The organism is Streptomyces sp. NPDC025638 (assembly GCF_055558775.1).
This window is the reverse complement of record NZ_JBVHLX010000041.1, coordinates 1-13,485: the sequence shown is the minus strand read 5'-3', so window position 1 is coordinate 13,485 and position 13,485 is coordinate 1. Positions and strand designations below refer to the sequence as shown.

At 68.8% G+C, this 13,485-nt stretch carries 11 protein-coding genes; 5 read left to right on the top strand and 6 right to left on the bottom strand.

Going from position 1 to position 13,485, the window contains the following annotated elements; genetic code table 11:
- Nucleotides 1-43: 43 nt before the first annotated feature.
- Together ACZ4EG_RS45400 and ACZ4EG_RS45395 are read right to left on the bottom strand one after the other, a co-directional pair.
- A complete protein-coding gene (locus ACZ4EG_RS45400; RefSeq protein ID WP_467794884.1) occupies nucleotides 44-262 on the bottom strand; it encodes a hypothetical protein in 219 nt (72 codons plus the stop codon).
- 105 nt (nucleotides 263-367) lie between these two features.
- Nucleotides 368-1,246: a DapH/DapD/GlmU-related protein gene (locus tag ACZ4EG_RS45395; protein WP_467794883.1), complete on the bottom strand. Its 879-nt coding sequence runs from the start codon at nucleotides 1,244-1,246 to the stop codon at nucleotides 368-370.
- A 487-nt stretch (nucleotides 1,247-1,733) separates the two neighbouring features.
- Here ACZ4EG_RS45395 and rfbB point away from each other — a divergent pair, with 487 nt between their 5' ends.
- From rfbB to ACZ4EG_RS45375, 4 genes are all read left to right on the top strand, one after another.
- Nucleotides 1,734-2,711: a dTDP-glucose 4,6-dehydratase gene (rfbB, locus tag ACZ4EG_RS45390; protein ID WP_453561580.1), complete on the top strand. Its 978-nt coding sequence runs from the start codon at nucleotides 1,734-1,736 to the stop codon at nucleotides 2,709-2,711.
- A gap of 54 nt (nucleotides 2,712-2,765) precedes the next feature.
- Nucleotides 2,766-3,635 (top strand): glucose-1-phosphate thymidylyltransferase RfbA, encoded by an 870-nt coding sequence (gene rfbA, locus ACZ4EG_RS45385; RefSeq protein ID WP_467794882.1) that lies wholly within the window; start codon nucleotides 2,766-2,768, stop codon nucleotides 3,633-3,635.
- Nucleotides 3,636-3,988: 353 nt separating this feature from the next.
- On the top strand, nucleotides 3,989-5,254 hold the full coding sequence (locus tag ACZ4EG_RS45380) for a hypothetical protein (protein WP_467794881.1): 1,266 nt from the start codon (nucleotides 3,989-3,991) through the stop codon (nucleotides 5,252-5,254).
- A 142-nt stretch (nucleotides 5,255-5,396) separates the two neighbouring features.
- Nucleotides 5,397-7,076 (top strand): 3-deoxy-7-phosphoheptulonate synthase, encoded by a 1,680-nt coding sequence (locus tag ACZ4EG_RS45375; protein ID WP_453561583.1) that lies wholly within the window; start codon nucleotides 5,397-5,399, stop codon nucleotides 7,074-7,076.
- Between the two features lie 74 nt (nucleotides 7,077-7,150).
- Here ACZ4EG_RS45375 and ACZ4EG_RS45370 read toward each other — a convergent pair whose 3' ends face one another.
- From ACZ4EG_RS45370 to ACZ4EG_RS45355, 4 genes are all read right to left on the bottom strand, one after another.
- Nucleotides 7,151-7,321, bottom strand: coding sequence for a hypothetical protein (locus ACZ4EG_RS45370; protein WP_467794890.1), 171 nt, complete (start codon nucleotides 7,319-7,321; stop codon nucleotides 7,151-7,153).
- A gap of 146 nt (nucleotides 7,322-7,467) precedes the next feature.
- Nucleotides 7,468-8,211, bottom strand: a complete 744-nt coding sequence (locus ACZ4EG_RS45365; RefSeq protein ID WP_467794880.1) for a recombinase family protein — start codon at nucleotides 8,209-8,211, stop codon at nucleotides 7,468-7,470.
- Nucleotides 8,212-9,716: 1,505 nt separating this feature from the next.
- The gene (locus ACZ4EG_RS45360; RefSeq protein ID WP_453562291.1) at nucleotides 9,717-10,559 is read right to left on the bottom strand and encodes an SDR family oxidoreductase; all 843 of its coding nucleotides are present in this window, start codon (nucleotides 10,557-10,559) and stop codon (nucleotides 9,717-9,719) included.
- On the bottom strand, nucleotides 10,556-11,929 hold the full coding sequence (locus ACZ4EG_RS45355; RefSeq protein WP_453562293.1) for a flavin-containing monooxygenase: 1,374 nt from the start codon (nucleotides 11,927-11,929) through the stop codon (nucleotides 10,556-10,558). Before ACZ4EG_RS45355 ends, ACZ4EG_RS45360 begins: the two co-directional genes overlap by 4 nt.
- Nucleotides 11,930-12,037: 108 nt before the next feature.
- On the opposite strand from ACZ4EG_RS45355, the gene ACZ4EG_RS45350 reads away from it, so the two are divergent.
- Nucleotides 12,038-13,066 (top strand): AraC family transcriptional regulator, encoded by a 1,029-nt coding sequence (locus tag ACZ4EG_RS45350; protein WP_453562295.1) that lies wholly within the window; start codon nucleotides 12,038-12,040, stop codon nucleotides 13,064-13,066.
- The last annotated feature ends 419 nt before the right edge of the window (nucleotides 13,067-13,485 follow it).

The window sequence follows — 13,485 nt, the reverse complement described above, 5'->3', positions numbered from 1 at the left end:
ATGCCGGCGGCGATGCCGGCGGGGAGGTCCTGGACGCCGACCACTAGGTCGGTCGGCGCTCCCGGTAGTGCGCCAGGTGGCCGAGCACCTGTTCGCCGTCCAGGAAGGCGGGGCCGACGAAGGCGCCGATGTACGTCGTCCAGTCGAGCTCGCGCCGCAGACCGGTCCGTGGCGCGTGCCCGGCGGTGCTCACCGTCGTGGCGGTCACCGTGACCCCGGCCGCGCCGAAGAGGGGGCCGAACGTGGAGCGCGACGAGCCCACAGGACGGTGAGTTCGGCTTCCGGTGCCTGGCGGCGCAGCTCGCGGGCGAGGGCGAGGGTGCTCGCCGTGTGCCCCGACCGGTCGGGTGGGGCGTCGGGCGAAACCTCACGGACGGCTCCCCTGGCGGGGCGCCAGGACCCCGGCGGTGGTGTGTCCGGCCGGGACGTCACCGACGACGACTGCGCCCGGGGCGACCACGGCTCCGTCGCCCAGTGCACAGGGGCCGACCAGGGTGGCGTCGGCGCCGACCCGGACGCCGGCGCCGACGAAGACGGGCCCGCCCTGCCAGGGCAGGGAACGCCGCGTCAGATCGTGGCCGCTGGAGACCACGAGAACGCGTGCTCCCAGCTCCGTGCCAGGGCCGATGTCGATGCCGTCGGAGCCCTCCAGCACCGACCCGGCCCCGATCCGCACGTCCGAGCCGACCCGCAGGCCGCCCCGAGGCGATGGGCCGTCGGCGCGCCCCATGGCGACCACTCCGGCACCCAGGTGGACGGCGGGGTCTCCGGAGAGGTCCGCGTCGAGCAGTCCGCCCCCGTCCGAGGTCCACCCGGCCGGCAGGGGCTTGCGGCCGAAGTCGGCGCGGGCCCGTACGCGGGCGAGGACGGAGGTGAAGTCGGGGGCCCCGTCCTCGACGACATCGCGCCGGCGCAGGACGCGCTCCGGGCGTCCCACGACGATCGTGTCCGCGGGGACGTCGGCGGTGACATGGGCGCCGGCCGCGACCACGGCCCCCGGGCCTATCCGGACCCCCGGATCCACCACGGCCCGCGCGCCGATCCAGGCCCCGGCCTCCACCAGGACGGGAGCGGCCCCCGACCGGCCGACGCGGGACATCGAGGCGATCTGGCAGCCCGAGACGATGCGCGCGCTGTCGATCCGGCAGCGGAACCCGATGAAGACACCGCCCTCCACGACGGACGCGCGCACGGCGGTGCCGAAGCGGATCCACGCGCCGGGACCCACGGTCGTTCCGGGCGCCACCTCCGTGCCCGCCTCGACAAGCGCCGACGGATCCCTTATCCCCGGGGGCAGCGGCTCGGATAACGATGTGAGGGAATGTTCCATGTCACCTGAAACTAATGTTTCGGACCGCGGTCGCGCAAGAGGTGGCTGAAATTCTTGACGATCCGCCGCCGGTCACCCGTCTCCAACAAAGTTTCATCCATGTGACAACTTGAGAAATGAAATATTCCGCTTCCGATTCCCAAGTGCGAACTTGGGGAACTCGTTACCCGGTGTGTGGTCGGCTGCGCATCACCTCGCTAGCGGGTTGGCTAGTATAGTGTTGCGCAGGCATGTTCGATGTTCTACGATCCTTGGAGATCGCTTCGGTCAGAGACATGCCTGGAGCGAACGGGGGCAACGAGGAAACGGGTATCTCATTCCGGTTTCCTTCCGTCTTGCATCCCTGGGAACGGTGCGGAACACCGCAGAACCGCGAGTAACACCGTCGAAGGGCAAGAAATTCATGCATGTATTAGTCACGGGTGGCGCCGGTTTCATCGGCAGTAATTATGTGAGAAGGCTTCTTGACGGCCGCTCGGACATTCCCGCCGATCGCGTCACCGTGCTCGACAAACTGACCTACGCGGGCAACCTGGCCAACCTCGCCCCGGTCGCGGAACATCCCGCGCTACGCTTCGTCGAGGGAGACATAGCCGACCCGCTGCTCGTCCCGGACCTGCTGTCCGATGTGGACGCCGTGGTGAACTTCGCCGCCGAGACCCATGTCGACCGCTCCATCCACAGCTCCGCCGAATTCGTCCATACCAATGTGCTCGGCACCCAGAACCTGCTGCAGGCAGCCCTGTGCGCAGGCGTGCCGCGGTTCGTCCACGTCTCCACGGACGAGGTGTACGGTTCGATCGAGTCCGGCTCGTGGACCGAGGAGTGGCCCCTGGCTCCCAACTCCCCCTACGCCGCCGCCAAGGCGGGCGCCGACCTCCTGGTCCTCGCGTACGCCCGCACCCACGGCCTGAACATCGGCATCACGCGCTGCAGCAACAACTACGGCCCGTACCAATACCCGGAGAAGGTCATCCCCCTCTTCGTGACCACATTGCTGCGGGGCGGCACGGTGCCGCTGTACGGCGACGGACTCAACGTCCGTGACTGGCTCCACGTCGACGACCACTGCCGCGGCATCGACCTCGTCCTGGCCAAGGGTGCGCCCGGAGAGGTGTACAACATCGGCGGAGGACGGGAATTGACCAACTGTCAGCTCACCGGTCTGATCCTCGACGCCTGCGGAGCCGACTGGTCGACCGTGCGACCGGTGCCCGATCGCAAGGGTCACGACCGCCGCTACTCACTGGACGACGGCAAGCTGCGGGCGCTCGGCTACCGTCCGCAGGTCGCCTTCGAGGACGGGCTCGCCGAGACGATCGCCTGGTACCGCGACAGCGCCGCGTGGTGGCAGCCCCTGATGAGCGAGAGCGTCGCCTGACGGGCGCGCCGCCCATCCCTGCGACAGACGACCGACGAACCCGAAGGAAGTCCCATGCGCGGCATCATCCTCGCCGGCGGCTCCGGAACCCGGCTGCGCCCCCTCACCAGCGTGCACTCCAAGCAGTTGCTGCCGGTCTACGACAAGCCCATGATCTACTACCCGCTGTCCGTCCTGATGCAGGCCGGCATCCGGGAGATCTTGATCATCTCCGCCCCCGACCACGTGGCGACCTACGAGTCGCTCCTCGGTGACGGCGCTCGCCTCGGCATCTCGCTCACCTACACCGTGCAGCAGGCGCCGCGCGGAATCGCCGAAGCCCTCGTCCTGGGCGGACCGTTCACGGACGGCCACGACATCTGTCTCATCCTCGGCGACAACATCTTCTACGGGCACCGGCTGCCCGACATGCTCCGCCAGGAGGCCGAACGGCTCGACGGCTGCACGCTGTTCGGCTACCCGGTCAGCGACCCGGAGCGCTACGGCGTGGCGACCGTCGACGACGACGGGACCATTGTCACCCTGGAGGAGAAGCCCGTCGCGCCCGCCTCCAACCTCGCCGTCACCGGGCTGTACATGTACGACGCCGACGCGGTGAGCCGGGCCGCCCGGCTCACCCCGTCGGCGCGCGGCGAGCTGGAGATCACCGATCTCAACCTCACATACGTCCGCGAAGGGCGCGCCCGGCTCGTCAATCTGGGCCGGGGATCGGCGTGGTTCGACACCGGTACGCACGACAGCCTCCTCGAGGCGGCGATGTTCGTTCAGGTGCTGGAGAAGCGCCAGGGCATCCGCATCTCCTGTCTGGAAGAGGTCGCCTACCGCATGGGCTACGTCGGCAAGGAGCAACTGGCCCTGCTCGGCAAGGAGATCTCGCCGTCGTCCAGTTACGGCCGGTACGTGATGGAGCTGGCGAACGCCTGATCGGCGAGCCCCCCGGCCGGCCCCTGAAGGGGCGTCCCTTGCGCTGCCAAGAGATGACAGCATCCTGGGCAGTGCGCCAGTAAACACTTCACGTGGGGGCGGGGCGGGAGAGCGGCTCCCAAGCCCGATACGGCCCCACGGGCCGTCCTGATCGCGTCCTCCGCGCTGCTCCGCCCGCGGCCCCGGCATCGGGGCCGCCGCCCGGCTCCCCCTCCTGACGACCCTGTCCCCCCGCCGCGACGAAGCGGCGGCGTGTGAGCGTGACGTTCGCGACGCCGTGTCCGGGGGCCTCGGTCCGATGCCGCCGTGACCGGCCCCGCCGCCCACGGCCCAACCCCGAAAGGCGTCTTCAGATGAAGGTTCTCTACCTCCCGGCCGAGACCGGCACGGGGCACAACATGCGGGCCCTCGCGGTCGCCGCGAAGGTGCGCGAGCTGTTTCCCGAGTCCGAGCAGCACGTGTATCTCGGCTCCAAGAGCGCGGTCTTCACCCCGATGTTCGAAGCCCACGGGGTACAGGTGCATGTGGCGCCGTCTGAACGGGACCATGCCAACACCTCGCAGCTCGGGCGGAGTTTCGACTGGACCACGTACGTCACCGGCTATCTGGACCGGACGTTCATCAGCGGCGACAGGATGCTCAACGCGGTGGCACTCATCGCCGCCGTCCGGCCCGACGTCGTGGTGAGCGACTACAACGTGGCCGCCAGCCTGGCAGCCGAGGTTTCGGGCGTGCCTCATGTCCTGATCACCGAGCGCTACGACTTCACGCTCGGCCAGCTCGACAACGACAGCCTGGTGGAAGCCGGCTTCGCCGTCGGCGACACGGACGAGGTGGACGCCATCCGCTCCTCGCTCACCACCTTGTTCGACTGGGTGACACGGCGCGCCCGAGCGGTACTCACGGACAAGCCGACCGTCGACCAACTCGACCGCGGCACTCCCGTGTTCCGCGCCATCGCGGCGGGCAACGGCCACTTCGTCGGACCGATCGTGCGCGACGCGTGCGCCGCCGATCCGGCCCCGCGCGAGGAGGTCGACGAACGATTCGGCCTCGCCGGGAGCCAGTACATCGTCGCCGGGTTCGGCGGCACCACGATGTTCACCGAGAACAAGGACCGCCTGCTGGCCAACTACCTCACCGCCTTCGAGAAGCTGAGGGCGGCACATCCGCAGGCCCGGCTCGTGGTCATCGGCAGGCAGGAGTTCACCGAGGACATCGACGGCGTGGTGTTCCTCAACTACGTCACCGACTGGCACTCCCTGGTCAAGCACGCCAAGGTCGTGCTCTCGCCCCCGGGGTGGATCTCGGTGACGGAGATGGCGGTGATGAACGCCCCTGTCGCCTACGTGCTCAGCGGCCGCGACGAATACCACGAACTCGAGGCGATGCGCCGCCTCGCGCTGCTCGGCTACACCACGGTGACCGAACCGGACGCGGCGACGCTCCTCGGCATTCTGCAGGACGCGTTCTCCGCGTCGGACACGTTCACCCGCACGACCGCCGAGGCATCGCGGGCGATCGCGCCCACCAGCAACGGTGCCGAGGTGGCGGCGAAGCTGATCGGGCAGGCGGTCGCCGAGGCCCGTGCGCACGCCGAGACGGCCGACGCGGCCTGAACGCGGGTCACCCGAGGAGAAACCCCGTCGGCGCGTCGGCCGATCGCTTCGCCGTCCCCATCCGCATGCATCACGATGACCATTCCATGAAATAAGGGTGTTTCGATTGTTTGCGTACCCCGAATTCGCGGCGCCACCTGCGATGCCCTCACCGACCCGCATGATGCTGCACAACGAAGGCTCCACGACCGTACTGCTGCAGTCACTCGTGGGCTCCGCGCTGTCCGCGCAGGTGCTGCCGGACATGGACATCGGTTCGCTTCCACCGTCCGGCCATCTCGCCAAGGTCTTCGACGCCGTCCCGCACAGCGACCTGGGCATCCGCCATTCCCGGCTGCGTGACAGCGCGGGCGCGGTGGTGAGCGAGAACCTCATCACCTTCCGCCGGAGGGACCGGGACCACGTCATACCCAGCGGCGACACGCCCTTCGGACTGCACACCCGGCAACTGGGGCTGTTCGAGCGGCGTCGGATCTTCGCCGTCGGGGTCACCACCGACCGCTTCGGCATGCTCCCCGCCGGCTCGCCCGGCCGCGTCTACGAGATCGCGTTCTCCAACCGCGTCACGGTGCTTGTGCACGAGGTCTTCAACCCCCGGTTCCTCGCGACCGGGGCGCCGGCGAGCGCGTCCGTGAACGAGCGGCCGACGGCGGACGGCGCACGGGCCGTCTCGGGGGAGCACCACCAGCCGCGGTGGCCGGACGCGTCCGAGGCGGAACACGTGCGCAGGGTCCTCCGCCACGTCGACCCGCTCGTGTCGGCCGCGGACTGCCGTGCCCTGCGCTCCGAGCTCGCGACGCCCGCTTTCCTCCTGCAAGCCGGGGACTGCGCGGAGACCTTCCGGGACAACACCCCCCGCTCCGTGGTGAACCGTGTCGACCTGCTGCGCACCATGTCCGACCGGATCACGGCGGCCTCCGGAGCCCGGGTCGTCACCGTCGGCCGGATCGCCGGCCAGTACGCCAAACCCCGCTCATCACCCGTCGAGCGACGCGGTGAACTCGCCCTGCCCTCCTATTTCGGCGACGCCGTGAACTCCGTGAACTTCTCCGCACGAGGGCGCACACCCAACCCTCGCAACCTGTTGCGCACCTACCAGGAATCGAGCAAAACGCTCTCGTTCATGGCGGGTTCGGGCGTGTTCACCTCCCACGAAGCCCTGCTGCTCGACTACGAACGGCCCCAGACCCGGCGCTGCCCCGACGACGGCAACCGGTACGACCTGTCCGCGCACCTGCTGTGGATCGGGGAACGCACCCGCTCCCTCACCGGTCCGCACATCGAATTCGCCACGGGAATCGCCAATCCGATCGCCGTCAAGGTCGGACCCGGCTGCACCTCGCAGGACCTGCTCTCCCTGCACGCCGCGCTCAACCCCGACAACCTGCCCGGACGGCTGACCTTCATCTTCCGCATGGGCCGCGCCCATGCCTACGAACGCTGCCGGGAGCTCCTCACCGCCGCGGCGGACACGGGACTCGCCGACCGCTTCGTCAGCGACCCCATGCACGGCAACGGGACGACCAGCGCGAGGGGCGTGAAGACCCGGACGATGCGGGCGATCGAAGAGGAGCTGCACGCGTTCTTCGCGGCCTGCCAGGACACGGGGATGCTTCCGGGTGGCGTCCATCTGGAGGTGTCCGGCGACGACGTCACCGAGTGCGTCGACGCGGACATCGATGACGCCTACCTGGCCGACCGGTACCGCACCGCCTGCGACCCCCGGCTCAACCCCGGCCAGGCGGTGCGGCTCGCCGACCTCGTCGGGCGCCTGCTGGCCGCGACGTCGGCGGTCGAGCCGGCGCTGAGCCTGATGGCTTGACCTGACATCGGTGAGGGGCGCCTTGCTCACCTTGACCTGCACCGGCCAGTTCATGGTCCTGTTGGACAACACGATCACCAGCGTTGCGTTACCGGACATGCGGCTGCGCCGGTGCCCATCACACAGGTCTGGCCGAAAGTGTGGGACAACGGCAGGCAGCCGAGCAGCACACCGTCCTGTTCGACGGGGAACGGCGAGACGGCGGTCACCTCGATATTGGCGATGACGTTGCAATGGGTGAGCATCGCTCCCTGGGGCGGCCGGTGGTCCCCGACGTGTAGAGCGTGTCGAGGGCGACGCCGTCGGGGTGTGCGCCCACCACAGTGAAGAGCCGTACCCCGGCGGCCGCAGCGGCCCGGAGCGCCCTCCGCCAGCACCGACTCGTCACAGATCAGCGCCCGTACTCCGCTGTCACGGAGCACGAGCTCGATCTCGAATGCTCGCAGCCGGAGGGGCATGGGACGCCTTCGCGGGTGAGCTGGGCGGCGATGGCCTTGTCGCTCATGCCGTCGACATACATGGTGAAGATCCGCTGCACGACGGGCCCGGCGACGGGGTCGGGCTCGAGTTTGTGGATCCGTTGGCCGGCTGCGGCCTTCGAGGGGTTGGGGTGGGGTCCGGCATCGGCGATCAGATACCCGTACGGAGGGCGTCCGCCGAGGTAGCGGCCCTGGAGCTGGGCTTGGGAGCTCATGGCGGTCCGCACGCGGATCTTGATGCGGTTGCGTTCCCCCTTGATCATGCCGCCGAAGACGGACATGACGAGGTCGTGGGCCTCGTTGTCGGGGTCGATGGGGCCGCCGACCTCCGGGACCCATAGCGGGATGCGGAAGTGTACGAATACGGGAAAGGTGTTGCCGAACTGGTTGCCGTAGAAGGTGCGCTGCGGTTCCCCGATCACGACGGCGTCGAATCCGCGGTTCGGGTTGCGGAGTGCCTGGAGGAGTTCGTTTGCGCATGGGCGGCGCTGCCAGGGCAGGGAGCGGCTGTGGCCGATGTCGAAGTACTCGGTGACGATCTGGCCTCCGGCGGGCTCGATCAGTGCACGCGCGCGGGTGAGCTGCCAGTTTCTGGAGGCCTCGGGGTCTTGGAGGTCCTCGGTGGAACATCGTCCGGCGAAGGCGAAACGGATCACGTGCGGTCAGACCCCCAGCGTGTATGGCGTGGAGCGTGTTGCGGTGTTATGTGGCGGTCTGTCGTACCTCGATCGGACGAGAAGAGCCAGTCGGCCCGCCTTGTCAGGTGTCTCCGGGCTCGGGGCGTGGCTGGTCGGCGTCAGCGATCATGGCCTGGAGGAGTTGCAGGAGGACATTGGCGACGGAGTCGGTCATGGCGGGTGGCGCCTCGGGGAGGGCCACGTGGATCTTCTGGGAGTTGCCCGGACTCGGGCATTTCTCGGATGGGGGCTGGGGCATGCCGTGTTGGACCCGGGGCAGGGTGACTCGTCGGTGCTGACACATCCCCTATAGAGAAGTTGCACCGCGGATTTGTCGTCCTCTGCCGGCCAGGGACCTCCTCGGGTGGAGCGTCCGCCCCGGATTCCGCTGCCGATCGGATGCCGCGGGCGCTGACGGTGGTGTCGGGGCCCAGTGGGCGAGTGCGCTGGACTGGGGCCCGTCGCAGGATGGTTGTCGGACAGGGAAGCGCCACAATGGCGCTGGGCGCAGATTCGAGTCCTTGGTGGGAGCTGTCGAACATGGGGAGTGGAACCGTCGCGGATGCGGGCGAGACGTTGGTCGCGACAGCGACCCTCTCGGCCTGAACCCGGCGTACAGCCCGACTCGTCTGCCGCTCTTCATTTCCGCAGGTCAGGCATTATGTTTATTCGTTGAACAAACTGCTCGCCCGCCGGAACCGGCCCCCAGCTCGTCCCCGGACAACGGGCGCCGGAGCAACGGTGCGGCCCCTCAACGGCCTGCAACTCGCCGCGCCGACGCGCACCATGAGGCGACGGGCGGGAAGCTGATGACCAGTGCGTACGGTCTCCGGTCAGTTTCGACAACGACAGATCATTGGGAACGGGCAGCATCCCAGGAGCACCCTGCGCCACGGCGGCAGCCCCGTCCACGGCGCCATCGGCGCCGCTCGTCGACACCGCAAGCGCAGACACCCGCCAGACCACCCCGGCTCGGCTACGTTCTCCCGTGCCCTGGCGGGTGTCCAGCCTCCAGACAAGGGGGCGGGGTGGCCAAAGGAACGAGCGCGGCGACCATCCCGGGACGCTGGACCTCACACGGGCATCCCCGGCCGCAAGCGGTAATCAGCAAGCCGGGCCACCGACGAACCTCTCGACCTGCGGCAGTGCAAGTCCTCGTTGGCAGCCGATGCCATGCCAAGAAAGATCATCTTCCGCTGGTCATGGGGACACGGCGGTCAGGGATGGCCGGCGTGCTGCTGTCACCGGCGGACGACTTCACTTCGTCGCCATCGCTGTCACCTTCCGGATCGGCGCCCAGGAGCTACTGTCCGGGCCCCTGGACGACGACCCGATGGACCTGCGCGTTGCGCTGGAGATCGTGCGGTTCGCACGCGCCGCACGTATGGCAGGTGATCAGGAGCCGCGCGCGAGGTCCGGCCGACAGAGCGCGCCCCGCCAGCGGCGAGCCCATGGCGGCCGGTGATCTCTCCCTGCGGTGGGTGTCACGGGGTGGGCCGGGGGTTCCGGCGGGGATCGGCCGGTTTTCGCTGGCGGGCCTTGGCGATGATGCGATCGAGTACCCGGTCGACGAACTGCGGTGCAGTGCCGACGAGACGGCGGAGCGCTCGAGTCTGGAAGTCCGGGATGACGGTGGAGCGGCCGGATCCGGTGCCGCGCAGGATGGCCGCGGCGACACGCTGCGGGGTGAGCGGTTTGATCGTGCCGCTGATCGCTCGGAGCTCGGGTGGCTGCAGGGGCTCCTCCATGGCCAACTGCGGTGTGTCGACATCGGGCGGGTAGACGGCGGTGACGCTCACACCGTGGGGTTTGAGCTCCTGCCGTAGCACCGCGCAGAGTCCGCGTACGGCGAACTTGCTCGGGCCGTACGCCGCGTAGCCGAAGACGCCGAGCAGTCCGGCAGCGCTGGAAATGCAGGTGATGGTGCCGTCGCCGGCTTGGAGCATGCCGGGCAGCACGGCCCGTACGGCGTGCAGGGTGCCGAAGTAGTTGACCTCCATCTGGGCTCGGAAGTCGCCCAGCTCAAGGTCTTGGACGTAGCCTGGTTTGCTGATTCCGGCGCTGGTGAACAGCGACCTGATCGGGCCGACCTCGGCCGCCAGTTCTGCGACGGCCAGGTCCATCGCGGCGGCGTCGGTCACGTCGGCCCCTCGGACGTGCACGTCGGGGGCGGAAGAGCGCAGCCGTCTGAGGTCGGTGTCGTCGAGGGCGATGACGGAGACCACCGCTCCGGCCCGGTGCAACTGCCGGACGAGTTCGAGTCCGATGCCGCTGCTTCCGCCGGTGACCAAGACGTGCCTGCCGCTCCAGTCGGTACGGCCGCTCACGCGACACCTGCCTTCCGGGCGGGGGCCTGGGCCCGCTGCTGGTCGAACATGCCAGGTGTGAGGTTCTGCCAGCCGATCCGTTTACGGATCTTGGCGAGGTGGCGGTGGTAGGTGCGGGCGTCGATGTAGGAGCGGTGCCGCGCCGAATCCACGAAGCTGATGCCGCCGCTGAGCCGGGGCCGGTCCTCGGCGATCAGCCGGTCGAAGGCCGCGGCCCGCGCCGGGGCGTGCTCCTGGTCGTGCAGGTACTGGGCGAGGACATTGCTGATGTGGTCGAACAGGGTGTACGCGCTTGAGTTGGTCTCCAGGTAGCCCAGGCCGAACAGGTTGTGGTGGGACCGGTTGAACGCGGTGAGATACAGCTCCGGGCGGCCATCCTGCCACTCGAAATACTCATCGGGAACGTAAGGGATGGTCCAGTCGTATCCGGTGGCGTAGAGGATCAGGTCGATCTCCTCCGTACCGCCGTCGGTGAACCGGACCCGGGACCCGTCCAGGGCCGCGATGTCGGGCCGGATCGCCACATCGCCGTGCTGCAGGTGGTGCAGCAGCTGGCTGTTGAGCAGCGGGTGCGACTCGAACAGTTTGTGGTCCGGCTCGGGCAGCCCGTACCTGGTGAGGTCGCCCTGCAGGACGCGCAGGAGCAGCTTGAAGATCGGGCGCTCAAGGCGCAGCGGAAGCTGCGGTCCGTGCGCGCCGAACTCGTCGGTGGGGATACCGAACAGGTGCTTGGGGATCACGTGGTAGCCACGGCGTACGCTCACGAACGCGGCGTCGGCGTTCGCGGCCGCGTCGCAGGCGATGTCGGCGCCCGAGTTGCCGAGACCCACGATCAGGACCCGCTTGCCGCGGAACTCGGCCGGGTCGCGGAAGCTCCCCGAGTGCCGGATCTCGCCGGTGAAAGTGCCGGGGTGCCGCGGGATGCGGGGTATCCAGGTGGTGCCAGTGGCGCACACTACCGCCCGGTACCGGTGATGGGTACCGTCGTCGAGCCGCACCGTCCATCCGTCGCCGGCTTGCTCGACGCCGGTGACCGTGCAGTTGCAGCGGATCGCCTCGCGCAGGCCATAGGCCGCCGCGAAGTCCCGGGTGTACTTCAGGATCTGCCGGTGGCCCGGATAGTCGGCGAAGGAGTCCGGCATCGGGAAGTCGAAGAACCCGGACGTCTTGCGGGAGGAGATGAAGTGCGCCGACTCGTACATCGGCGTCCCCGGATTGTCGATGTCCCAGATGCCACCGACATCCGAATGCCGCTCGTACTGGTCGTAAGGGACGCCGAGCCGTCGCAGGGCCCGGGCCGCCGACAACCCGGCGGGTCCCGCCCCGATGATGCAGACGCCTCGGTGCACCACCTCTGGCGTTCTCACCATAGGTCCTCCTTATCCTTTGGGTTCGCCCCGGATTAAAGTCCTGCTCACCCCGTGGCAGGGAGGGCGGCATCAACCAGAATGGGGGGCAGACCGGACAGGAGGGGTGGTGTGGGCGCGTACCAGGATCCGCGGCTGAGCGAGGCGGTCATCCCGCCGTCCGTGCTGGCTGGCGTCGTCGAGGTGGGGCAGCGCGAAGCCCTCCCCGTCGGCTCATGGTTCTCCGGCACGGGGGTGACCCCGGCGCATCTGGTCACCGCCGAGCCGGTCAAGCTGTCGTTCCGCCAGGCCGCCACGATCCTGCGACGGGCGCTGCGGGCCCTGCCCGGCCGGCCTGTCGGCATGCAGGTCGGCGGCCGGGACGCGCTGCTGACCTTCGGCATCCTCGGCCTGGCGATCAGGTCGTGCGCCACCGCCGCCGACGCCCTGGCCGTCGGACTGGAACTTCACCAGGCGTCCGGCAGCCTGATGGACATGGAGCTCGAGGTCTATGGCCAGGAGTTCGCGCTGCGGCTGCATGAGCGGTCGCCGGAACCTGAACTCATCGCCTTCCTCTGCGAGGAGGTGCTGTGCAGCACGCTGGCGCTCACACGGTCCATCCTCGGAGACGACCACACGCCCACCCTTGTCGAGCTCTCCTACCCCGCCCCGCCGTACGTCCAGGAATACCGGCGATTCTTCCGCTGCCCCCTGCGGTTCGACGCCGACGCCACCCGCATGCTCTTCCCGGCATCGCAGCTGGACCGCCCCATCCCCACCCGCAACGACCCCACCCGGGCGGCCGCCGTCGACACCTGCCGCCGGCTGCTCGACACCGGACGGGGAGACTCCGACATCATCGTGGCCGTCGAGACCCTGCTCAGCCGGAGCCTGCGACGACCCCTGTCCATGACCGAAACCGCCCGGCAGTTGCACCTCACCGACCGCACCCTGCATCGGCGACTCGATGCGGCCGGAGAACGCTTCAGCACCGTACGAGACCGGGTTCGGCAGCGGCGAGCGACCTTCCTCCTTCACGAATCCAGACTGAAGATCGCCGAAATCGCCACCGAAGTGGGCTTCAGCGACGCCCGCGAATTCCGCCGGGCCTACATCCGCTGGACCGGGCATCCACCGAGCGCCGAACGGCGCGACCGCTGAAGCCCAGACCTGGCCGAGGGGAGTGTTCCTGCAGGTGACAGGCTCGGGCCGACGCCGCCCCAGAAAGACGGTATTAAGTCTTTCATGAACGCCGGAAATCGCTATGTCCACGACCTTCTTTGAGGGCCGCCAACGGCGAGGCGATCATTGTGCAGAATTTTCTGGGTAGCCGGCGATTTCACTCAGACAAAGTCTCGGGCGCGTCGGACACCGCCGATTCGGCGCTCTCCAGTGCGACGAATCCGATGGCGAGAGCGCGCAGGGCGCGGTGCAGCGAGACGAGCTGTTCCGGCGCGGGCACAGCGACTCTGTGCAGAGCGAACCCTGCCCCTGCCGAAATCCTCATCCGTGCAGGTGAGAGGCGGTATGCGGGTTCCGCGGGCCGGCGGCCCGCGTGCTCGGGTCGGGGCTCTGGCGAG